This window comes from Streptomyces flavusporus (assembly GCF_046267975.1).
Taxonomy (GTDB): Bacteria; Actinomycetota; Actinomycetes; order Streptomycetales; family Streptomycetaceae; genus Streptomyces; species Streptomyces flavusporus.
In genome coordinates this window covers 1,018,100-1,040,055 of record NZ_CP176503.1, presented here as the reverse complement: position 1 = coordinate 1,040,055, position 21,956 = coordinate 1,018,100, and the positions used below count along the sequence as shown (strand labels likewise).

Sequence of the window (21,956 nt, the reverse complement as noted above, 5' to 3'; positions counted from 1 at the left end):
GGGGAGTAGTCCACAGCCGACGTTCACCGACTGGCGGAGGACATCATGACCAATCCGTACCCCGATCCGGTCCCGCCGGGTCCCACTCCCGGACCGGATCCCCATCACCCCGAGCCGCACCCCGACCCGGTGCCGACTCCGGAACCGCCCCCGGCCCCGGGGCCGACCCCTCCGCCTCCGGCTCCCGAGCCGCCGCCGGGGCCCCGCCCCGTCCCGGAACCCAACCCCTCCCCGATCCCCCCGGGCCCGGAGCCCGTCCCGAACCCGGAGCCCGGACCGCCGCTCTCCTGAGCGGCCGCACCACGAAGGGCGATGAGCGCCCATGACGCGTGGTGGGCGACCACGAGGCCGCCCACCACTGCCGTACCGCAGGACCGGCCCCGGCCACGACGCACCCGCACGTGGCGTACCGGACCTCCAGCGGAGCGCTCAGCCCGCCACCTCCGACCGGTCTCCGCCCCACAGCGTGTGGAACGAACCGTCCCGGTCGGTGCGCCGGTAGGTGTGCGCGCCGAAGAAGTCCCGCTGGCCCTGGGTGAGCGCGGCGGGCAGCCGCTCGGCGCGCAGGGCGTCGTAGTAGGCGAGGGCCGCGGCGAAGCCCGGCGTCGGGACGCCCTGCCGGGTGGCGGCGACAAGTACCTCGCGCCAGTCGTCCTGAGCCGCCGCGATCTCCTGGGCGAACGTCTCGTCCGACAGCAGGCTCGGCAGATCGGACCGGGCGTCGTAGGCGGCGCGGATCCGGTCCAGGAACGCCGCGCGGATGATGCAGCCGCCGCGCCAGATCGAGGCGACCTGGCCGAGGTCGATGTCCCAGTCGTACTGCTCGCTGCCCGCGGCGATCTCATGGAAGCCCTGGGTGTACGACACGATCTTGGAGGCGTACAGCGCCTGCTCGACCCGGTCGGCGAAGGCACCGGCCTCCGCCTTGTCCAGCGGGGACGCCTTCGGGCCGGCCAGGTCTCGAGACGCCTCACGCAGCGCCGCGTGTCCGGACAGTGAGCGGGCGAACACCGCCTCCGCGATCCCGGAGACCGGAACACCCAGGTCCAGCGCGATCTGAACGGTCCAGCGGCCGGTGCCCTTCTGCTCCGCCCGGTCCTGCACCACGTCCACGAACGGCTTGCCCGTGGCCGCGTCCACATGCGACAGCACCTCGGCCGTGATCTCGATCAGGTAGGAGTCGAGCCGGCCGGTGTTCCAAGTGCGGAAGATCTCCGCGATCTCGGCGGGGGAGTACCCGGCGACATCGCGCAGCAGCTGGTACGCCTCGCCGATGAGCTGCATGTCGGCGTACTCGATGCCGTTGTGCACCATCTTCACGAAGTGCCCGGCGCCGTCCGGACCGACGTGCGTGACGCACGGCGCGCCGTCCGCCGCCTTCGCGGAGATCTTCTCCAGCATCGGGCCCAGCGACTCGTACGACTCCTTCGAACCGCCCGGCATGATGCTCGGCCCGTGCAGCGCGCCCTCCTCGCCGCCGGAGATGCCGGTGCCGACGAAGTGGATGCCCCGCTCGCGCAGCTCGCGCTCCCGGCGCCGGGTGTCCGCGAAGTGGGCGTTGCCGCCGTCGATGATCATGTCGCCGGGCTCCAGGAGCGGGGCGAACTCCTGGATCACGGCATCGGTCGGATCGCCGGCCTTGACCATGATGACCAGGCGGCGGGGCCGTTCCAGCGCGGCCACGAACTCCTTGGCGGTCTCGGCCGCGACGAAGTCGCCCTCGCTTCCGAACTCCTCCACCAGCGCGTGCATCCGGGACGCCGTCCGGTTGTGCACCGCGACCGTGTAGCCGTTGCGCGCGAAGTTGCGGGCGAGGTTGCGGCCCATGACCGCGAGACCCGTGACGCCGATCTGGGCTGAAGTGCTCATTCCGCCTGCTCCTCAAGGGGTCCAGTGGATCCCGTAGATCGTGTTTGCCGATCGTGCCGGTAGTGCCGTCAGTATCGCCCCCCGGGCCATCCTGACGTGCCGAAACGCCGACCGCACGTCCGACCCTACGGGGCTCAGTACGTACGGGAGAGGCCGGGTGGCTCAGCGGACCGCGCTCGAACCCGTCAACGGGGGTGCCTTCTGCGCCACTTGGCCTGACCGGGCGGCTGATTGCCGTCTTGTCATGGCCTGTTCGGGACCCTTAGTTTTGGCCCTCCTGACGCTTGTCGAGGGGGCACTTCCATGGCCTTACGCGGCCGGCACCGCCGGTATCAGCCGAACAGGATCAACCGCGCCTCGCTCACCGTCACGGCGGGCGGCGCCGGAATGGCCCTCCCGTTCGTCGGCACCGGTGCCGCGCAGGCGGCCGACATGGACACCTGGGACAAGGTCGCCGCGTGCGAGTCGACCAACGACTGGGACATCAACACCGGCAACGGGTACTACGGCGGACTGCAGTTCAGTCAGTCCACCTGGGAGGCGTACGGCGGTACGGCCTATGCGCCGCGCGCGGATCTGGCCACCAGGGACCAGCAGATCGCCGTCGCGGAGAAGGTGCTCGACGGGCAGGGGCCCGGCGCCTGGCCGGTGTGCTCGGTGCGGGCCGGACTCAACCGCGGTGGCGAGACGCCCGACATCCGGCCGGGCGGGGGCACCTCGACCCGGGCCGCCAAGAGCTCCGTGGCGGACGTACGGCCGCACACCACGCCCCAGTCGCGCGCAGGAACCGCCGAGATGTACACCGTCGTCCGCGGCGACACGCTCTCCACCATCGCCGAGGAGCAGCGCGTCCAGGGCGGCTGGCAACGGCTGTACGCCGCCAACCGCAGAACGATCGGGACGGACCCCGACCTGATCCTGCCGGGCCAGCGGCTGAACCTGCGCGCCAAGGCCACGGCTGCCCCGGCGCCCGCGCCGACCACACCGGCGGCACCCGAGTCCCGGCCGAAGACGACCGCTTCGGACGACGCAGACGACCGACGAGAGGACTCCCTCGTCGCCCCCGTCAGCGGCTCCCTGGGGACCCCGTACCGGGCGGCCGGCTCCAGCTGGTCGAAGGGCTACCACACCGGCGTCGACTTCCCCGCGGCCACCGGCACCTCCGTGAAGGCCGTCGCCGCGGGCCGGGTCGTCACCGCCGGATGGGGCGGCTCCTTCGGCTACCAGGTGGTCATCCGGCACGCCGACGGCCGGTACACCCAGTACGCGCACCTGTCGGCGATCTCCGTGAAGGCCGGCCAGCCGGTGGGCGGCGGACAGCGGATCGGCCGTGTCGGGTCCACCGGCAACAGCTCGGGCCCGCATCTGCACTTCGAGGTGCGGACCGGGCCCGGCTTCGGTACGGACGTCGACCCGGTGGCGTACCTCCGGGCCGGTGGGGTCAGGATCTGACCCCGGCGCGCTGCTCCACGCTCGGGAACGGGATGTACGAGGCGCCGTACAGGGAGGAGTAGTAGGGCGCGGTCCCGTCGGCGGGACCGACGGGCGCGTCGTTGCCGTACCTGCTCTCCGTGACCGGGCTCGGCAGGAAGACGCCGCCCTCCCGGTGTGCGGCGGGCTTCTCGGGGAGGCCCTCGAGGAACGCGGTGGCGGGCTCGTCGGCGGGCCTCGCCGGGGCGACGATGCCGGACAGCTGCCCGGTGAGGGGCTCGGGCAGCAGCTCCGCGTTGTCGGAGTCGTCGAAATGCCGGATGCGCTCCGTCGTCAGCAGGATCAGACCGCCCGCCGCCACCACCCCGCAGCTCAGGGCGAGCACGGTGCCCGTGGCGCCGTAGCGGAAGGTTTCGCCGAACATCGTGATGCCCACCGCGGCTGCTATCACCGGGTTCACCACCGTCAGCGTGGCCAGCGGAGCCGCGAGGCCGGCGCCCCGGTACGAGGCCTGGGACAGCAGCAGACCGGAGACGGCGAACACGCCGATAGCGGCCAGGGACGGCAGATCCGCGCCCGACACCCCGCCGGTCCAGTCGACCGCGACCGTCTTCGTGAAGACCGAGGACATGCCGAACGCGATGCCCGACGCGGTCGCGAGGAGCAGGGCGCGCACCGCCGGACGATGCCGGACCGCCCGTGCCGCGAGCATCAGCGCGGCGACCCCAGCGGCGGTCGCCAGGAACACGGACACCTGCTGTGCCCCGTCCAGCGACCGCGAGTCGGACGTGCCGACCAGGGACAGCAGACCCGCGAGGCCGACGGTCGCCATCACAGCGCCCCGCCAGGCCGTCCCACCGGCCCTGCGGCCCACGAACAGCGCCGCCATCGGCAGCGCGAACACGATGGTCAGCGCCCCCAGCGGCTGCACCACGCTCAGCGGACCGTAGGCGAGGGCCGCCACGTGCAGCAGCCCGCCGAAACCGTTGAGCGCCACCGCGGCCCACCAGCCCGGCCGGCGCATCGGCGCGTACTGACCGCCCGGCAACGACACCGCGACCCGCTCCTGCACGATCGCCCCGCCCGCGTACGCGACAGCGGACACCAGCGACAGGAACACGGACAACGCGAGGGCGCTCATGAGCTGCTCCTCTGCCTGAGGCTGGGGCGCTGGGCCCGGTGCGGCGAACGGTCGGCTTCCATGACCAACACGATGCCCGCTCGCCCTGTTCCCCGTCGTCGTCCCTGAGCACCGAATGAGTCCTACTGCCGATGGAGTACGAACGCCCCCCGGTCATCCCCAGGGTGGGCGAACCGGGACGGAGACCCCCTGATCCCGACCCCTAGGGGACTTGGTACTACTGCTCCTCGTGGACCTCGACCCCGATCTCGCCGGCCTGAGCCCGCTCGGCGGCTTCTTCGTCCTGCGCACGGTCGTGGGCGGGCGGACAGTCTCCGTGAGCTCGCTGCCGACACTTGCGCAGGCCTACGACCCGTCGACATCGGATCCGGACCCCCTCGGCGTCCGGATCCGAAAAGTGGCGGCCGCGCTGGGAGCTCCCGAGCTGCGGATCGCGGCCTCGGTGGCGCACCTCGGGCTCGTGGCCCGGCTGTGGTCGACTGCGCTCGGCTGCGCCGTCCTGTACGGCAGCGTCCCCGACCTCGACCCGCGGCTGCTGCACTGGGACGCCGAGGGGAGCGCACCCGACGACCTGTGGCTCGCTCAGGTGCGCCCGCTGCCGGGGGACGCGGCGACCGTCGTGGACGTCGTGCTGCACGGTCACCTGGAACCGCTGGCGGCCGCTCTGCGTGCCCGCCACCGGCTCGCGGCGGGGCTGCTGTGGGGCAACGCCGGATCCGCGCTGGCGGGCGCCGTCCGCGAGCTGGACCGCTGGGCGCGCGCGAACGGCCGTACCGAGGCCGCCGCCCGGGCCCGCGCACTGGCCGGCGAGCTGTTCGCCCACCCCCGCCTCACCGCAACCGGCGCGCTCACGGGCACTGCCTTCCGGCGCCGCAGCTGCTGCCTGTACTACCGGGTGCCCGGCGGTGGACTGTGCGGCGACTGCTGCTTCACCTGGCCCCCGGGCTCTTCCCCACGCGCCACATCTGGGTGACCATGAGGGAACCAGCCGCCGAGACAGGGGGTTTGCGGGTGCGAGTGGGACTGCTGACCCGGGAGTACCCCCCGGACGTGTACGGCGGCGCGGGCGTCCATGTCGAGTTCCTCGCCCGGGAGTTGAGATCCCTCGTCGACCTCGAGGTGCACTGCTGGGGCGAGGGCCGCGCGGAGGGCGTGCTGCGGCATCGCCCCTGGCCCGCGCTCGACACCGCCAACGACGCGCTGCGCACCTTCTCCGTGGACCTCGCCATGACCGCCGCCCTCGAGGGCCGCGAACTCGTCCACTCCCACACCTGGTACGCCAACCTCGCCGGCCACCTCGGCAAGCTCCTGTACGGCATCCCGCATGTGATGACCGCCCACTCCCTGGAGCCGCTGCGCCCCTGGAAGGCCGAGCAACTCGGCGGCGGATACGCCCTGTCGAGCTGGGCCGAGCGCACCGCGATCGAGGCCGCCGACGCGGTGATCGCCGTGTCCGGTGCCATGCGCGCGGACATCCTCGACTGCTATCCCGCGCTGGACCCCGCCCGCGTCCACGTCGTGCACAACGGCATCGACACCGACCTCTACCGGCCCGACCCCGCCACCGACGTCCTGACCCGCCTCGGCCTGGACCCGGCCCGCCCGTACATCCTGTTCGTCGGCCGGATCACCCGGCAGAAGGGTGTGCCCCATCTGCTGCGCGCGGCACGGGACATCGACCCCGCGGCGCAGGTCGTACTGTGCGCGGGGGCGCCCGACACCCCCGAGATCGACCAGGAGTTCCGCGACCTGTACCAGGAGCTGAGCCGCGTCCGCGACGGCGTGCACTGGATCCCGCGGATGCTGCCGCGCCCGGAGGTGATCCAACTCCTCACGCACGCCACCGTGTTCGTCTGCCCCTCGGTGTACGAACCGCTGGGCATCGTCAACCTGGAGGCGATGGCCTGCGGCACACCCGTCGTGGCCTCCCAGGTCGGCGGCATCCCCGAGGTCGTCGCGGACGGCAAGACGGGCCTACTGGTGTCCGTGGACGACGACTTCGAAACGGGCCTCGCCCGCGCCCTGGACGCCGTCCTCGCCGATCCGGAGGGCGCCCGGCGGATGGGCGAGGCGGGACGGGAGCGTGCGGTGGGGGAGTTCGGCTGGGACACGGTCGCCCGCCGCACGGCCCGGCTCTACGCGGCGATCCTCGAACAGGCTTAGCCCGCCCGGCTCAAGGGCAATCATGGGTCAACCAGGGTGAGGGGAGCGGCCATGCGTCGATGGGGGTACCCCCGGTCGAGCGAAGCCGAGACTGGGGGAGGACCTTCGGTGCTCGGGATCGTACTGGCGGGCGGAGAGGGCAAGCGCCTGATGCCCCTGACCGCGGACCGCGCGAAACCCGCGGTGGCGTTCGGCGGCACGTACAGACTTGTCGACTTCGTCCTCTCCAACCTCGTCAACGGCGACATCCTGCGCATCTGCGTCCTCACGCAGTACAAGTCGCACTCGCTGGACCGGCACATCACCACGACCTGGCGGATGTCCAGCCTGCTCGGCAACTACGTCACGCCCGTCCCCGCCCAGCAGCGGCTCGGCCCGCGCTGGTACCTGGGCAGTGCGGACGCCATCCTGCAGTCCCTGAACCTGATCTACGACGAACGGCCCGAGTACGTCGCGGTGTTCGGCGCCGACCATGTGTACCGCATGGATCCGCGGCAGATGCTCGCCCAGCACATCGAGTCCGGCGCGGGCGTGACGGTGGCGGGGATACGCGTGCCGCGCACGGAGTCCTCCTCCTTCGGCGTGATCACCCCGGGCTCGGACGGAAGCACCGTCGAGCGGTTCCTGGAGAAGCCCGCGGACCCGCCCGGCCTGCCCGACGACCCCGACTCCGTCCTCGCCTCCATGGGCAACTACATCTTCACCACCAAGGCGCTGATCGAGGCCCTCCAGCGGGACGCAGACGACGTGAACTCCGTGCACGACATGGGCGGTTCGATCCTGCCCCAGCTCACCGAACGCGGCGAGGCCCACCTGTACGACTTCGGCGACAACCACGTCCCCGGCGAAACCAGCCGCGACCAGGGCTACTGGCGTGACGTCGGCACGCTCGACGCGTACTACGAGGCCCATATGGACCTGATCGCCGAGCGGCCCGCCTTCAACCTCTACAACCGCAGCTGGCCCATCTACACCCACTCCAACCAGCTCTCGCCCGCCCGCTTCAACGCCGGCGGCATCGCCGGCGAGTCCATCATCAGCGCCGGCTGCCTGATCCGGGGACAGGTCACGCGGTCCGTGCTCTCGCCGGGTGTCGTGGTCGACCCGGGGGCGGTGGTGCAGGGGTCGGTGCTGCACGACAACGTCCACATAGGGCGGGGCGCGGTGGTGCGCGGCGCGGTCCTCGACAAGAACGTCGAGGTGCCGCCCGGCGCGACGATCGGCGTCAACCCGGAGCGGGACGCCGAGCTGTACACGGTGTCCAAGGGCGGCGTGATCGCGCTGGGCAAGGGGCAGCGGGTGCCGTAGCCCGGGCTGCTTCGGCAGGAGCGGCGGCGCGTCACACGATCGAGCGGACACGCCGGGCCGGGCCTCGGTTCACGCCTTCGTGGGGCGCTGACCTCGACACTATGACCTCTTACACCACATGAGTCCCGCCTCTTTCGTAGGAGGCGGGGCTTAATCTGCTGTTAACTGTACGTAGCCTGATCGTACTTGACCGTAATCGCCTCGGGGCGATTGACTGCTGGCCCACCCGTCATCGTCGCGAGGCAAGCCATTGACTCCTGACCTGCTCGCACCACTCGACCTGGCGTTCTGGAACATCGAGTCCGACCTGCATCCCATGCATCTCGGCGCGCTCGGCGTGTTCGCGTCCCACTCGCCCGCCGCCGGTGCCCACGCCGCCGACCTGCTCGCCGCCCGTGCCGCCGCGGTGCCCGGGCTGCGGATGCGGATCCGGGACGTGTGGCGGCCGCTCGATCCGGGGCAGCCATTCCCCTTCGGACTCCGCCGGCCGCTCGCCTTCGGCGGCGCGGCCAGGGAGCCCGCCCCCGACTTCGACCCGCTCGACCACGTCCGGCTGCATGCCCCCACCGCCGACTTCCAGGGGATGGCGGGCCGGCTCATGGAGCGTCCGCTGGAGCGCGGCCGGCCGCCGTGGGAGGCGCACGTGCTGCCGGGGGAGGACGGCGTCTCGTTCGCCGTGCTCTTCAAGTTCCACCACGCCCTGGCCGACGGCCTGCGCGCGCTGACCCTGGCCGCGGCCGTCCTGGACCCCACGGACATGCCGGCCCCGCGGCCCCGCCCCGCCCAGCCCCCGCGCGGCCTGCTGCCCGACGTGCGCAAGCTGCCCGGTCTGCTGCGCGGCGCCGTGTCCGACGTGGGCCGGGCCCTCGACATCGGCGCCTCCGTCGCCCTGTCCACCCTGGGTATGCGTTCGTCACCCGCGCTGACCTCGGAGCCCTCCGGCACCCGTCGTACCGCCGGAGTGGTCCTCGACATCGACGACGTGCACCGCGTCCGCAAGGCCGTCGGAGGCACCGTCAACGACGTCCTGATCGCCGTCGTCGCGGGCGCCCTGCGCCGCTGGCTCGACGAACGCGGCGACGGCAGCGAGGGCGTCGCGCCGCGCGCGCTGATCCCCGTCTCCAAGCGCCGCCCGCGCACCGCGCACCCACGGGGCAACCGGCTGTCCGGTTACTTGATACAGCTCCCGGTCGACGACCCCGACCCGCTCGGCCGCCTCGAGGCGGTCCGCACGGCCATGGACCGCAACAAGGACGCCGGCCCCAACCGGGGCGCGGGTGCCGTCGCGCTGCTCGCCGACCATGTGCCGGCGCTCGGCCACCGGCTCGGCGGCCCGCTGGTCAGCCAGGCCGCCCGGCTGTGGTTCGACATCCTGGTCACCAGCGTGCCGCTGCCCGGCCTCGGCCTGAAGCTCGGCGGCAACCCCCTCACGGAGGTGTTTCCCTTCGCCCCGCTGGCTGCCGGCCAGTCCCTCGCCGTCGCCGTCTCGACGTACCGGGGGCGGGTCCACTACGGGCTCGTCGCCGACGCACGGGCCGTACCGGACCTGGACCGGTTCGCCCAGGCGGTGTCCGACGAGGTGGAGACGCTGATCAAGGCCTGCGCTCCTTGATCGTCGTCTCTTCTGGCTCGTTCACCTCCAGGGCGCTCCAGCCGGTGTCGAGAGCACGACCGTGCTCAGCCCTTCGGGCCTCCGCGCGCTCGTACTCTCAACACCGGCGCGCCCCTACGGCTCACTCGCGAGCGGGTTTGGTGGTGCGGCCCGGCGCTCCGTAAAATCTGCCGTTCGAATGCGGGCGCGACCGGAGCGCCGCGACGGCACACAGGGAACGGCAGCGGCGATGACGGTGACAGAGGACGGCTCGGCGACCACGGACGAGGTGGTGTACGGGCCCGGCATCGACCCCGAGCGGCTGGCCGTCTGCCTCAGCGTGCTCGAGGAGCTCGACAAGCTGGAGGTCGACCACCCCGACGCGATCGCCGTGCGCCGGGCCACCGCGGGCATCTACCGCACCGTCAAGCAGCGGCGCCGCCAGGAGCGCCGGGCCGCCAAGACCGCGCACGACAAGGCGGTCACGGAGGCCACGGCGACCGGCTCCGCCCAGCGCATCGACGACGAGACGGAGGGCATCCTCCCGTCGTCGATCACGGAAGAGGGCAAGATCGCGGGGATACTCCAGCGCCCGCGCTCCTGCTACACCTGCAAGAGCCGGTATGTGGAAGTCGACTACTTCTACCATCAGCTCTGTCCCGACTGCGCCCGCCTGAACCGCGCCAAGCGCGACGCCCGCGCCGACCTCACCGGCAAGCGCGCGCTGCTCACCGGCGGCCGCGCCAAGATCGGCATGTACGTCGCGCTGCGGCTGCTGCGCGACGGCGCGCACACGACGATCACCACGCGGTTCCCGAAGGACGCCATCCGCCGCTTCAAGGCCATGGACGACTCGGCGGACTGGATGCACCGCCTCGAGGTCGTCGGCATCGACCTGCGTGACCCGGCGCAGGCGGTGGCCCTCGCCGACCAGGTCGCCGAGGCGGGCCCGCTGGACATCCTCATCAACAACGCGACGCAGACCGTACGCCGTCTGCCCTCCGCCTACGCCGCCCTGGTCGAGGGCGAGAGCGCCCCGCTGCCCGCCGGTGAGCTGCCCGCCCACCACGTGATCGGCGCCTTCGGCTCCGGCGCCGTCGACGGCCTGGCCGCGCTGCCGGTCGGGATCTCCGGCCTCGACGCACAGCAGGTCGCCGACCTCGCCCTGGTCGCCGGCAACGCCAGCGTCGCCCGGCATCACGACGGCACCGCCATCGACGCGGGCGGTCTCGTCCCCGACGTCGTCGACACCAACACCTGGGTGCAGACCATCGAGCAGATCTCCCCGGTGGAGCTCCTCGAGACCCAGCTGTGCAACTACACGGCGCCGTTCATCCTGATCAGCAAGCTCCGCCCGGTCATGGCCGACGCCGCGAAGAAGGCGGCGAGCGGGCGCGCGTACGTCGTCAACGTCTCGGCGATGGAGGGCGTCTTCGGCCGCGGCTACAAGGGTGCGGGCCACCCGAACACCAACGCCGCCAAGGCCGCGATGAACATGGTCACGCGGACCAGCGCCCAGGAGATGTTCCAGACCGACGGCATCCTCATGACCTCGGTCGACACCGGCTGGATCACCGACGAGCGCCCCCACTACGACAAGCTGCGCCTGGCCGAGGAGGGCTTCCACGCCCCGCTCGACCTGGTCGACGGCGCGGCCCGCGTCTACGACCCGGTAGTGCGCGGCGAGGCGGGCGAGGACCTGTACGGCGTCTTCCTGAAGGACTACGCGCCCGGCAAGTGGTGAGACCCGGCGTCGCGCGTCCTCGACGGGGCCGGACCAGGCGGACGCTACTCGACGGCCCCGAGCCGCGAGTTGCGGGCCGCCACGAGCTCCAGGACCGTGCGCCAGTCCTCCAGGACTCCCGCGTCGAACCCGATGACCTTGCCGGCCTCGTCGGCCTGCCGCAGGGTCACGGCGTCGTCGGCGAGCGGGTCCCGCTCGAACGCGGCCGCCTCCGCGGGACTCATCGGGCCGCCCTGCCTGGTCAGGGTCCGAGCACTCCGCGGGGACAGCTCACGCCCTGGAGACACGGCGGCCAGATAGCGCTTCGCGGCCACATGCAGTCGTATGAGACGGGAGACCCGTTCACCGAGCAAGGGCCGGACGGCGTCCGCCGCGTGGTCGGCGTGACCGGCGTCGTCGCCGGGCCGCAGCAGATGCCCGATGTCGTGCACCAGGCCCGCGATCTGGAGTTCCTTGTCGGCGGGGCGACTTCGGCGCAGCAGTGCGGCCGTCTGCAGCGCGTGGTCGTGCAGGTCGACCGGGTCGCCGGTGCAGTCCGGGGTGCCCCGGACTCCGCGGCAGGCGTTCAGCAGATCCATCAGCTCTTCGACACTGCGCAGCTCCATGCGTCAGTCCTCCCGCCGGACAAGCCGTTGCCGGACGTCAGCAGATCATGGCCGCCTTGCGAATCGGCCAACGGGACTTGAACTGCGTGGCCCCCGGCAGCCGCCGGTCGTGGGCGTGTTCGCCCGGGTAGGCCGTCCGGGTGAGCCGAAAAGAGTCCATTGTGTAACAAATAGGGGTAGATTTCCGCTGATTGCACACGGGGTGACGCACAATAATTACCCGCTGTTTTCAGCCCCATCGAGCGGACCCCCGCTCATTTGGTTAGTCTGGTCCAGACGGACAGCCAGAACGGGTCCCTACCCACACCCACCGTCCGTCCCGGGGCAAGCCGGTGCACAACGGCCTGCTCTCACGCGACCCACCGACGCCACCGCGTCCGCGCAGCAGCACGTCAGACCCAACGGGCGTCGGGCAGCGGACCGCAGACCGCCGACGCGCCCCGAGGGTGACCCGACACATAAGGAGTGCGCGGTGACACCGGAGAAGACGAATCGCGAACAGCGCCCCAAGGAACGCCCGGAGCGCGCGGGCCGCCGCCCCGGCGAGCTCGGCAACCTCGACGTGTGGGCCAGGTCCGCCCCAATCCGCCTGGCGGGCTACGAGGACGACCTCGCCGAGCCGCACATCCTGCCCAGCGTGGACTGACCCGGATTTACCCGGCAGGCCCCTTCGCGATCGCCGACGGCATGGGCGTGCGAGACTCACGCCCATGCTGATCAGGGAAGCAACGGCCGACGACTGGCCGCACATCTGGCCGTTCTGGCACCGCATCGTCGCCGCCGCCGAGACCTACGCCTGGGACCCGGACACCAGCGAGGAAGCGGCCCGCGCCCTGTGGATGAGTCCGGCCAAACGCGTGTACGTCGCCGAGGACGAGACCGGAGCCGTCGTCGGCTCCGCCTACCTCACCCCCAACTACGGCGGCCCCGCCGCCCGGATCGCCAATGCCGGCTTCATGGTCGACCCCGACCAGGGCGGCCGCGGCATCGGTCGCGCCCTCGCCGAGCACATCCTGGCCGAGGCCGAGGCCCAGGGCTACCGGGGCATGGTGTTCAACGCGGTCGTCGAGACCAACCCGGCGGTCGAGCTCTGGACTTCTCTCGGCTTCACCATCCTCGGCACCGTGCCGGACGCGTTCGACCACCCCCGGCACGGCCCCGTGGGGCTGCACATCATGTACAAGGCACTGTAGTCAGAGCCGCCTACTCCAGCGGTGCCGTCCGCTGCCACGGACGCGCGGCCTCCAACTGGGCCGCCAGCCCCAGCAGTTCCGCCTCCGACCCCGGCCGCCCCACGAGCTGCACGGCGCAGGGGGCGCCGGAGGGGAGGGTGCCCAGCGGCACCGTCATCGCGGGCCAGCCGGTCAGGTTCCACGGCGGCGTCATCGGCGAGTAGGCGGTGTTGGCGGCCACGTTGCGCAGCCAGCCCCGCTCGTGCCAGGGCCCGGCCTTGGGGGAACGGCGGGCGAGCGCCGGTGTGAGCAGCACGTCGTACTCGGCGAAGAACGGCTCCAGACGCCGACGCAGGGCGTCCCGGCTCCCGCCGCCGCGCACGGCTCCCACGAACCGCCTCCCGACGGCCGCGTGCACCCGGGTGCGCCGGGCCAGCAGCCGCCGGTCCAGGCCCTGGGCGTCGACGGAGGTGCCCGCCGTCCAGTGGGCGAGCGAGGTGAAGCTCAGCGACAGCGGATACGGCGGATCGGCACGCCGCACCTGGTGCCCTGCCTTGATCAGCAGCCCGGCCGCCTCCTGGGCGGCGGTCGTATACGGTCTGCTGACGGTGACCCCGGCGAGGGGGCTGCGCAGGGAGACGGCGACGCGGTGCGTGTCGGGCGCGCCACGCCGTACGACCTCGGTGTCCGCGAGGACGGACAGCATCAGCCGCGCGTCCGCCACGGTCGTCGCCAGCGGCCCGTTCTCCGACATGCCGAACCAGTCGCCGTCACTGATGCCCGCCGGAACCACCCCGCGGCCCGGCTTGATGGTGACGAGGCCGCAATTGGCCGCCGGTATGCGCAGGGATCCCATGCCGTCGTTGCCGAGCGCGATCGGCACCATGCCCGCGGCCACCGCCGCCGCGCTGCCGCCGGAGGAGCCGCCGGCTGTGCGCGACGTGTCCCACGGGTTGCGCGCGGTGCCGTGGACACCCTCGGTGGTGCCGAAGACACACAGTTCCGGGACATTCGTCAGCCCCACGACCACCGCGCCCGCCGCCCGCAGCCGGGCCACCGTGACATGGTCCTCGGCGGCAGGCGTGTCCGGGGTCGCGGCCGAACCGGTGCGGGTGGGCTCGCCGCGGACGGCGAGGTTGTCCTTGACTGCCACGGGGACGCCCGCCAGCGGGAGTTCGGCAAGGTCCTCGTGCGCGGCCACCGCGTCGGCCTCGGCGAGCGCCGCCTCGGCCCGTACGGTGCGAAAGGCGCCGATCCGGCCGTCCAGCCGCTCGATCCGTGCGAGGTGCTCGGCCACCACCTCCCGCGGCGTGACCTGCTTCTCACGTACGGCGGCGGCGATCTCGACGGCGGTCCGTCCGACCCAGTGGGTCACGGGCACTCCTTGGGGCTGAGGGCGGCTGATGCGCACGTACTTGCGAGTACGTAGGCAGAACTGTGCCCGGACGCGCCCGTCACGTCGAGGGTGCCGACCACGAATCCGGCTGACATCCGATGACTTCATCAACTCCGGTACCGGCACGCCCCCCTGACAGCTGGAGAACTCGTCCGGGGCTGACGCCGAACGACGGCTCCTCAGTGAGCGGCAGGTGCCTCGACCTGCCGCTTGCGCGCGCGGTAGGCAGCCGCATTGAGCTTGTTCCCGCAGGACTCCATGCCGCACCACTGCCGACGCATGCCACGTGACCGATCGATGAAGACACGGGTGCACTCGGGATTGGCGCACTCCTTCATCAGCGGCAGATCCGGTCCACTCAGGACCTCGACGGCATGGCGCGCCACGGTGGACAGGGCTTCTTCCGGCGTTGCGTCCGTCCACCAGCTCGTCGGCCGGCTGCGCCGATACCGGCATGTAGATGGCCTCCCGAACGGTCACCGCATCCTCGACGTCTGACTCGCGGCTCGGGGTGACGGCATCAACGATCCCGGACTCGAGGTACCAGGCGTCCAGCCGGTCCGGCGACACGAACATCTCGAACCGCACCGACCGGCGGGGCCCGTAGCGTCGCAGCGAAATCAAGGGCCGGATTTCCGCACAGAAAGACGTGATCCAGATTCACGTCACCATATTGACGGGTGACCCTCACCGCTGCGTAGCCTTTGCCGGCCAAGGAGAAGCCCGACATGCGACCGCGACTCGATCACGCGAGCCGGCTTCGTCCGTTCAGCCAAATGACCGATGTTCGCCGCTCCCGCCCCTCCTGGCGTTGGTGCCGCCCGCCGGATCGGCACCCGCTCTCCTTCCCACCGCTATGTCCCCCTGTGCCGCCGACGGCGACGGGAGCGGCCAAAAGGGCGCAGCGTGCCCATCATCGCCACTCAGGATGGCAGCGGATCTTCTACGAGAACCGGGGCAGCAGGCAGCCCGCGGTCTTCAGTCGCGGCCGGTCCGACCAGCAGACGTCACCACCTTGACTGGTGACGAAGACTGTGTCAGCGTTGATCACCAGCCCGGCAAGGGTTGTTCGCCCGAGTCGATCGGAGCGGGCCTCGCTCTCGCAGTCGAACCGCCGATCTACGCCTGTCTGCGGCCCCCGAATCGACCCCCCACGGAACGGAGTAGCAGTTGTCCGGCACATTCAAGATCAACAAGATGCGTTTCCTGAGTGTGGCCGCCGGCATCACTGCTGCCATCGCGGCTGTCTTCGCCATAGCCCCGCTGGCGCCGGCCAACGCCTCCGCTTCCGGCAGCGCCCCCGACACCCAGCAGCGCACAAGGGTCATCCAGCTGGTCGGCAAGCAGACCCAGATCGAGGACATCGATCTGGGCAAGGAGGGGGTCGGCCTGGGTGACCAGCGCGTCGTCGCCGAAGACCTCTACCGTGACGGCAAGAAGGTCGGCGATCACAGCGTGATCTGCACCACCGTTCACGTCAATCCGGGCCAGCTCCAGTGCGTGGGCACCTTCGCCCTCCCTGGGGGACAGTTCACCTCTCAGGCGCTGCTCCACCTGCCTGCGCCGTCTTCGGTCGATGTCGCCATCACCGGCGGAACAGGTGACTACCGCAACACCCAGGGCTATATCCGCACCACTCCCGCCGGCGAGACGGAGAGGCAGTTAACTGTCCACATCAAGCGTTGACCGTCCACATCAAACCTTGACGGTCGATTGGCGAACCACTGGCTCGCTCGAAGACCAATCGTTCTGCGGAGCGTTCTGCCGAGTCGGTGTCGCCGCCGACATGGCGCGCGCCGTCAACTCGAACAAAGGATGAATAGTGATCACTCGCCGTTCGCTGATGCGCAGCAGTAGTGCAGCCACACTCGGAACACTCGGCCTGACCGCCGTGGCGTCCACCTATGCGGAGGCACATGACCACCCGTCGGAGGCGGCCTCCGTCACCCCCGCCCCGACCGACGGCATCACGCGTACCGAACTGCAGCGGCATCCCTCGCCGGCCGCCGGCTGGGAGCTCGTGCAGACGCTGGTACAGATACCCAGGGGTATGGAATCCGGCCGTCACAGCCACCCCGGTGTGGAGGTCGGCTACATCATCCAGGGGGACGTCATGATGGAGTTCGACGACCGGCCCCCGCAGCGACTGCGTGCCGGCGACCCCTTCTTCATCCCGCTCGGTGCCATTCACAACGCCCGTAACATCGGGAAGGCGGAGACGAAGATGCTGTCTACCTACCTGATCGAAGAAGGCGAGCCTTTGGTGATGCCCTATCAGTGAGCCTTGTTCAGCGCTGGTGCTCCAGGGTAGGGACAGCTGCGGCGGCTGACGCCATTCGATTCGGGCTGCACCGGCCCTGCGGAAGATCCGCCACGACTTCAGTCGTGCGACGCCACGCTCGACCGGTGCCCGTGCTGCGGACAGCGCGCAGCTGACGGTTCGCCGCGTTGGTATGAGGTCGCGGCCCGGTTGCTGCCGGCCCGGTCGCATTCCGCGAGAGCGCCGTCGAGCAGGACCTTGAACCAGCGGCGATCTGCGCGGAACCCAACGAGGATCCTGAGCCGAGGAGTTGAGACGTCGAACAGCTCTCTCAACGGCACAGGAGCCTCGTGCGTTGCGGACGTCGACGCCGTCACCGGCGCCGGGACGCTCCCCCGGCGCGCCAGCGCTCCTCGTACTCCCCCACCACGACTTGTTGCTCTTGACTCCGGCCATCACGACGTAGACCGGCCGGTTCGCGAGCTAACCGTCCCGGATCCTCACGTTGATGCAAGTACGCCTCGGCCAGGTACGCGGAGATCTCCCCGTGCGTGAGTCCCTTCGCCGACAGCGACAGCACCATCTTCATCCGGTTGAAGCACCGTTCGACGACGTTGCGGCTCTTGTAAGCCTCCTCGTGGAAGGCGGGAGGGCGACCACCGCGGGAGCCCTTGCGTCGGCGGTGGGCCACCTGGTCGGCACGCTCTGGGGCGGTCGCGGCGATGCCTCGGTGTCGCAGTCGGCACGGATGGTGCGGGACGAACACGCCTTGTCGGCCAGCACCCCACTCGGCCTGGTCCGCGGTCGCCCGGCACCGGCGCAGGCACCCGGACGGCATCGAGCGCCGCGTCGAAGACCGTGGAGTCGTTGCGTACGGCGTCCGCCCGTGCAGGAACTTCCCGCCCCGGGACGGCGCCCCAGCCGTGCCGCCCGGGTATGGTGTCCCGCCTCTGCCGGGCGGCGACTGCCGGATCACGCAACCATCCTCCGAGCCCGAGCCGTCCACCGATCGGCCGCACTGATCCGAGCACCGGGGTGGAGCGACAGCCGCGGGCGAGCGGACGCGGTCGCACCGCGGTGTGCGGTCCGTACATCGGAAGGTGTGACATGTGCTTGCACGGGGCTGCCCACGGGGGGACCTGACCGGGAGACCATGGCGCTCGACATCGACACCGACCGCATCCACCAGCTCCTCCACGACGGCGTCCGCGACAAGGTCTATCCCGGCATGGATCGGCGCTGTCGCCCCGCGTACTGACCGAACGCGCCGTCAGCGCGTCCGGGGGCGCTCCTCTCTTTCGTCTCCCACCGTGCGCGTCAGCGTTTGAGGGATGCGGCGTCCCCCATGACGATCACCGGGTGCCGGTCGGGGTCGAGGGTGCGCAGGAGTTCTTTCATGTGCTGCTGTGCCAGGCTCACGCAGCCGTGTGTGGGCCCGCCGTGGTCGACGTGCAGCCAGATGCCGCCGCCCTTGTCGGCGCCGAGAGGGCGGGTCCAGTCGAGGGGGGAGGTTCCGGGCTTGCGGTTGTAGTTGATCGCGACGACGTAGTCGAAGGATCCCGCGAGCGGTTCGCCCTCGAAGCCCGTGCCGCCGATGGTGAAGCTCTGCGACTGGTCGTACGGCAGCTCGGTGCCGGGATCGGGGAGCAGTCCGCCGGCGTCGGTGAGGGTGAACACGCCGATGGGCGACCGAAGATCATTGAGGCGGTGGTCGTCCGTCCAGCCCTTGAGCGCGTTGTGCGCCGGCCAGGTGGCCCCCGGCTCCCAGCCCGCGCTCGTGCGCCGGTACAGCACCACCTCTGACTCCGAGGAGTTCTTGCCCCGGCCGGTGACCAGCACCACCTGGCGCGCGTTCGCGGGGACGTCGGCCAGCGTCCGCGGACCCAGGCCCGGCAGCTGCTCGGGGACGGACGCGGCGGACGCTTCGCTGTCCGCGGATGTCCGCCCGGGCACGGCCTGTGTCGTGCCGGGGGCGGCCGATGCGCCGTGCGTTCCGACGGCCGCCGGCCGGGCAACGTCGGCCGTCTCGACGCCCGTCCCCGCACATCCGGCGAGGGTGACGGACAGGGCCAGGACGGCGGCCGGTATTCCCGGGCGGGTCGGGCCTGGGATGGTGGAGGTGGTCGCTTGAAGGTTCCCGAACGGGGCAGGGAGAAGCCGCCGTGGGGACAGGCGACGGATTGATGAAACCATGATGATCATCCTGGGGGAGAGATGTGAGGAACTGGTCAGCCACGACTCAAGAGGCCGGAGCGGCCCGGACGCGGTGATGACGGCTTGCGGCAGGGTTCGCCTCAGCGTGCGGAGCCCGCCTTCCACTGGTCCCAGGGCATGTTCCAGCCGTTGAGGCCGTTGTCGGGGGCGATCGTCCGGTCGTCGGAGTTGCGCACCACGACCACGTCACCGATGAGGGAGTTGTCGTAGAACCAGGCGCCGTCCTGCGTGGGATCGCCGCCGCCCCGGGCGTCGTTCAGTCCCACACAGCCGTGGCTGATGTTGGACCGTCCGAACACCGAGTCCGCGCCCCAGTAGTTGCCGTGGATGAACGTGCCCGAGGTGGACAGGCGCATGGCGTGCGGAACGTCGGGGATGTCGTACTCCCCGGCGAATCCCACCGTGGCTCCGTTCATCCGGGTGCTGATCAGCTTCTCCGATATCACCATCTGGCCGTTCCACGTGGGCGACTTCGGGGCGCCGGCCGTAATGGACAGCGTCTTCAGGGTCTTGCCGTCGCGGACGACCGTCATCCGGTGCGTGGAGGCGTCCACGGTGGAGACCTGACTGCGGCCTACCGTGAAGCGGACGGTCTTGTCCTGTTCGCCATAGGCGCCCTCGGCGCCCTTGACTCCGTCGAGGCGGATTCTCACGGTGATGATGGAGTTGGCCTTCCAGTACTCCCGCGGACGGAAGTCGAGGCGCTGCGCGCCGAACCAGTGGCCGACGACGGGCTGTCCGCTGCTGGAGCTGACCTCGATGGCCGACTCCACGGCCTTCTTGTCGGTGACAGGTCTGTCGAAGGTGAACGAGACCGGCATCCCCACACCGACCGTGGATCCGTTGTCCGGGGTGAACGTGCCGATGAAAAGGTCGGTCTTGGCGACCGTCGTGAATGCGACCTTCTTCGTCACCTTGCGTCCCTCGGCGCCCGCGGCCACCGCGGTCAGCCGGTAGGCAGTGCCGTGGTCGAGGACGGCATCGGGTGTCCAGGTTCTGCCGTCCGAGGAGACGGTGCCGCTCACGGCCCGGCCGTTCGCAGTGGCCAGGGACACCTGGGTGATCCTCCCGGCGTCGACCGTGACGCGGCCACCGCGCCTGACGGAAACATGCTTCTGCCCGTCGGCGGCGTTCAGCCGTATGTGCGGTGTGGCTGCTGCTCCGGGCGCAGCGGACGATGTCTTCTTACGGTCACTCTCGTCCTGTGGCCCGGTGCTGCAGCCGGCCAGAAGGCATGCCGAGATCGACAGGGCGGCAAGGGCCGCCGCCGGGCGGGTGCGGTGCATGGGATCTCCGTTGTGCGCGTCGGGTGGTGTGTCCCACCGAGTCGTGGGACGGCAGCCCCAGGGCGAGCAGCACGGTGTCGGCGCCGTCCGGCGTGACCACGCAGGAGCAGGCGACGGACGCTGTCGCGGCTGCGACCGGGCCACGGTTCTTCGACTCGCCGGCGCCGTCGCTCCGGTGGTCTCCCGGCGCGATGCCGGCGCCGAACGCGTCGAAGGGCGCGGCCAGGGGCATGCGCCGAGCCTGGCGTCCGGATATCAGGAAGTTGTCAGGTGTGGGAAGACCCGCACATCGCCCTGCCGCCGGTCGCGCGCGCCACAGTCAGTGCCGGGTGCGCACATGTTCTGGTCGCGGAAGACGACGACATGCAGGCCAAGCTCATACACCGGCTGCTGCTTCAGGAAGGTCACACCGCCGCCGTGGTCCACGACGGGCGGGCCGGTGCGGGGCACGTGCTCCGGGCGCGGTGCCGATATGGGCGGCGTGTGTGGGGGGATGGCCGATGTACACACGCGCATCGCCGCCGTCTCCGTATGGGATCAAGGCGCCAGGCACCTGGACTACGAAAACGCGCGGGCGCCATCGTGGTCCTTACCGAGGCCGGTCGTACGGCTGGTGTCATGGACCGACGCAGTGCGGCGCAAGGTCCGCCGGCGGGCACGCGAGGCAATCGCAAAGCAGGCCGGTACGTGGCAGCAGCCGCAGTCGGCGAAAGGAGCCGTTGTCGACCAGGTAGCGGACCGCGTCGATCATCTGGCGGTGGCAGTAGCCCTCCGGGCGGCCGCCGCGGCCGTCCATCCAGGCCGGCACCGGCAGCCCAGCCCCCACAACTACCCACTCGGCGTCCGTCATGTCGGTGCCGTAGCGGAGGTTCCGGTCCGGGTGGTCGGCCGCGTTCTCCGCAGGATGTCATGGTCCTCGCCATCCGTGGGCGGCCCGGGGCGCCCCGGGCCGCCCGGGTCAGTCCGCCGGGCCGCGGGCGGCGAGGTGGAGCAGGCGGGCAGCCGTGCCGTCACAGCGGGCACGCCACTGAGCCACCCGGAACCCCTTGGCCCCGTGCACGGCGCATTACCCGACCGCGGTGGACGCGGGGCGGTCGGCCGTGCTCGGCGCAGGCTCCGGCCGCCTCGACAGGGCCTTCACGACACCATGCTGGACACCGTCGACCTCGTCGGCCTGCTCGTGCTCCTCTTCGAGAACACGGTCGTCGCCAAGTGGGGGGCCAGCCATGGCCTCGACCCCCGCAGCCACGGCTACAACAAGGCCACGCCCGACGAGCCCTACCTGACCGCCGAAGATGTCGTGCACAGTCTCGTCGACATCGTCTCCAAGCACGGAAACTTCCTGCTCGACATCGGCCCGCGCGCCGACGGCACCATCCCGGAGATCATGGAGCGCAGGCTGCGTGAGACCGGGCGCTGGCTGAACGTCAACGGCGAGGCGATCTACGGGATCACGTACTGGTCATGGATGGCGCAGCTGGGAGAGGACCTGAGGTTCACGGTCCGGCAGAACGAGGCGTTCTACATCCACTTGCTGGCCGGGCCCGGCGCCAAGCTCACCGTCGAGGTGTTTGTGCCGATCCGGGGTGGCGACCGGGTGACCATGCTGGGGCACGACCGGCCGCTGCACTGGACGGTCCGCGCTGGGGCCTTGGCGATCGACGTGCCCGAGGCGGCCCGGAGGACGGGCGAGCACGTGTGGGTGTTCAAGGTGGACCGGCGCTGACCGTGCAACGAAGGGGCTGCCCCGCGTGCGGCGGGGCAGGCCCCCTCCCG

General features: G+C 71.0%; 19 protein-coding genes and 4 pseudogenes. 12 read left to right on the top strand and 11 right to left on the bottom strand.

Going from position 1 to position 21,956, the window contains the following annotated elements; genetic code table 11:
- Positions 1-429: 429 nt before the first annotated feature.
- Positions 430-1,869, bottom strand: coding sequence for an NADP-dependent phosphogluconate dehydrogenase (gndA, locus tag ACKTSN_RS05285; protein WP_409468001.1), 1,440 nt, complete (start codon positions 1,867-1,869; stop codon positions 430-432).
- Positions 1,870-2,172: 303 nt separating this feature from the next.
- Here gndA and ACKTSN_RS05280 point away from each other — a divergent pair, with 303 nt between their 5' ends.
- Complete coding sequence (locus tag ACKTSN_RS05280; RefSeq protein WP_409468000.1) at positions 2,173-3,321, top strand: transglycosylase family protein; 1,149 nt, start codon at positions 2,173-2,175, stop codon at positions 3,319-3,321.
- Here ACKTSN_RS05280 and ACKTSN_RS05275 read toward each other — a convergent pair.
- Complete coding sequence (locus tag ACKTSN_RS05275) at positions 3,311-4,441, bottom strand: DMT family transporter (protein ID WP_409467999.1); 1,131 nt, start codon at positions 4,439-4,441, stop codon at positions 3,311-3,313. The two genes, ACKTSN_RS05280 and ACKTSN_RS05275, sit on opposite strands and share 11 nt — an antisense overlap.
- A gap of 211 nt (positions 4,442-4,652) precedes the next feature.
- Between ACKTSN_RS05275 and ACKTSN_RS05270 the strand changes: the two genes are divergently transcribed.
- The 5 genes from ACKTSN_RS05270 to ACKTSN_RS05250 all read left to right on the top strand — a co-directional run bounded on the left by ACKTSN_RS05270 (position 4,653) and on the right by ACKTSN_RS05250 (position 11,247).
- Positions 4,653-5,414: a (2Fe-2S)-binding protein gene (locus ACKTSN_RS05270; RefSeq protein ID WP_409467998.1), complete on the top strand. Its 762-nt coding sequence runs from the start codon at positions 4,653-4,655 to the stop codon at positions 5,412-5,414.
- A 38-nt stretch (positions 5,415-5,452) separates the two neighbouring features.
- Positions 5,453-6,604 (top strand): glycogen synthase, encoded by a 1,152-nt coding sequence (gene glgA, locus ACKTSN_RS05265; RefSeq protein ID WP_409467997.1) that lies wholly within the window; start codon positions 5,453-5,455, stop codon positions 6,602-6,604.
- A gap of 108 nt (positions 6,605-6,712) precedes the next feature.
- Positions 6,713-7,912 carry a glucose-1-phosphate adenylyltransferase gene (glgC, locus tag ACKTSN_RS05260; protein ID WP_409467996.1) on the top strand — a complete coding sequence of 400 codons (1,200 nt, stop codon included), beginning with the start codon at positions 6,713-6,715 and terminating at the stop codon, positions 7,910-7,912.
- 250 nt (positions 7,913-8,162) lie between these two features.
- Positions 8,163-9,524: a wax ester/triacylglycerol synthase family O-acyltransferase gene (locus ACKTSN_RS05255; RefSeq protein ID WP_409467995.1), complete on the top strand. Its 1,362-nt coding sequence runs from the start codon at positions 8,163-8,165 to the stop codon at positions 9,522-9,524.
- 229 nt (positions 9,525-9,753) lie between these two features.
- The gene (locus tag ACKTSN_RS05250) at positions 9,754-11,247 is read left to right on the top strand and encodes an SDR family NAD(P)-dependent oxidoreductase (RefSeq protein ID WP_409467994.1); all 1,494 of its coding nucleotides are present in this window, start codon (positions 9,754-9,756) and stop codon (positions 11,245-11,247) included.
- A gap of 44 nt (positions 11,248-11,291) precedes the next feature.
- Here the strand turns inward: ACKTSN_RS05250 and ACKTSN_RS05245 are convergent, their stop codons facing one another.
- The gene (locus ACKTSN_RS05245; protein ID WP_409467993.1) at positions 11,292-11,852 is read right to left on the bottom strand and encodes an HD domain-containing protein; all 561 of its coding nucleotides are present in this window, start codon (positions 11,850-11,852) and stop codon (positions 11,292-11,294) included.
- Positions 11,853-12,324: 472 nt separating this feature from the next.
- On the opposite strand from ACKTSN_RS05245, the gene ACKTSN_RS05240 reads away from it, so the two are divergent.
- Together ACKTSN_RS05240 and ACKTSN_RS05235 are read left to right on the top strand one after the other, a co-directional pair.
- Complete coding sequence (locus ACKTSN_RS05240; protein ID WP_224735466.1) at positions 12,325-12,498, top strand: hypothetical protein; 174 nt, start codon at positions 12,325-12,327, stop codon at positions 12,496-12,498.
- A 64-nt stretch (positions 12,499-12,562) separates the two neighbouring features.
- Positions 12,563-13,045 carry a GNAT family N-acetyltransferase gene (locus ACKTSN_RS05235; protein WP_409467992.1) on the top strand — a complete coding sequence of 161 codons (483 nt, stop codon included), beginning with the start codon at positions 12,563-12,565 and terminating at the stop codon, positions 13,043-13,045.
- A gap of 10 nt (positions 13,046-13,055) precedes the next feature.
- Here ACKTSN_RS05235 and ACKTSN_RS05230 read toward each other — a convergent pair whose 3' ends face one another.
- Both ACKTSN_RS05230 and ACKTSN_RS05225 read right to left on the bottom strand, forming a co-directional pair.
- The gene (locus ACKTSN_RS05230; protein ID WP_409467991.1) at positions 13,056-14,399 is read right to left on the bottom strand and encodes an amidase; all 1,344 of its coding nucleotides are present in this window, start codon (positions 14,397-14,399) and stop codon (positions 13,056-13,058) included.
- Between the two features lie 200 nt (positions 14,400-14,599).
- Positions 14,600-15,084: pseudogene (locus ACKTSN_RS05225) on the bottom strand (CGNR zinc finger domain-containing protein).
- A gap of 506 nt (positions 15,085-15,590) precedes the next feature.
- Here ACKTSN_RS05225 and ACKTSN_RS05220 point away from each other — a divergent pair.
- Complete coding sequence (locus tag ACKTSN_RS05220) at positions 15,591-16,106, top strand: allene oxide cyclase barrel-like domain-containing protein (RefSeq protein WP_409467990.1); 516 nt, start codon at positions 15,591-15,593, stop codon at positions 16,104-16,106.
- A gap of 157 nt (positions 16,107-16,263) precedes the next feature.
- The gene (locus ACKTSN_RS05215; protein ID WP_409467989.1) at positions 16,264-16,701 is read left to right on the top strand and encodes a cupin domain-containing protein; all 438 of its coding nucleotides are present in this window, start codon (positions 16,264-16,266) and stop codon (positions 16,699-16,701) included.
- A gap of 7 nt (positions 16,702-16,708) precedes the next feature.
- On the opposite strand, the pseudogene ACKTSN_RS05210 reads toward ACKTSN_RS05215, so the two are convergent.
- From ACKTSN_RS05210 to ACKTSN_RS05190, 5 genes and pseudogenes are all read right to left on the bottom strand, one after another.
- A pseudogene (locus ACKTSN_RS05210) lies at positions 16,709-16,881 on the bottom strand (IS5/IS1182 family transposase); the annotation flags it as partial.
- A 358-nt stretch (positions 16,882-17,239) separates the two neighbouring features.
- A pseudogene (locus tag ACKTSN_RS05205) lies at positions 17,240-17,549 on the bottom strand (IS5/IS1182 family transposase); the annotation flags it as partial.
- A gap of 448 nt (positions 17,550-17,997) precedes the next feature.
- Positions 17,998-18,873 carry a L,D-transpeptidase family protein gene (locus tag ACKTSN_RS05200; RefSeq protein WP_409467988.1) on the bottom strand — a complete coding sequence of 292 codons (876 nt, stop codon included), beginning with the start codon at positions 18,871-18,873 and terminating at the stop codon, positions 17,998-18,000.
- A gap of 101 nt (positions 18,874-18,974) precedes the next feature.
- Positions 18,975-20,180, bottom strand: coding sequence for a L,D-transpeptidase (locus ACKTSN_RS05195; protein WP_409467987.1), 1,206 nt, complete (start codon positions 20,178-20,180; stop codon positions 18,975-18,977).
- Between the two features lie 255 nt (positions 20,181-20,435).
- The gene (locus ACKTSN_RS05190) at positions 20,436-20,588 is read right to left on the bottom strand and encodes a hypothetical protein (protein ID WP_409467986.1); all 153 of its coding nucleotides are present in this window, start codon (positions 20,586-20,588) and stop codon (positions 20,436-20,438) included.
- Here ACKTSN_RS05190 and ACKTSN_RS05185 point away from each other — a divergent pair.
- A pseudogene (locus ACKTSN_RS05185) lies at positions 20,544-20,645 on the top strand (DNA-binding response regulator); the annotation flags it as partial. The gene ACKTSN_RS05190 and the pseudogene ACKTSN_RS05185 overlap by 45 nt on opposite strands.
- Before the next feature lie 151 nt (positions 20,646-20,796).
- Here the strand turns inward: ACKTSN_RS05185 and ACKTSN_RS05180 are convergent.
- A complete protein-coding gene (locus tag ACKTSN_RS05180) occupies positions 20,797-21,030 on the bottom strand; it encodes a hypothetical protein (RefSeq protein WP_409467985.1) in 234 nt (77 codons plus the stop codon).
- A 297-nt stretch (positions 21,031-21,327) separates the two neighbouring features.
- Between ACKTSN_RS05180 and ACKTSN_RS05175 the strand changes: the two genes are divergently transcribed.
- Entirely contained in the window at positions 21,328-21,906 is a 579-nt protein-coding gene (locus ACKTSN_RS05175; RefSeq protein WP_409467984.1) for an alpha-L-fucosidase, read from the top strand.
- Positions 21,907-21,956 lie beyond the last annotated feature (50 nt).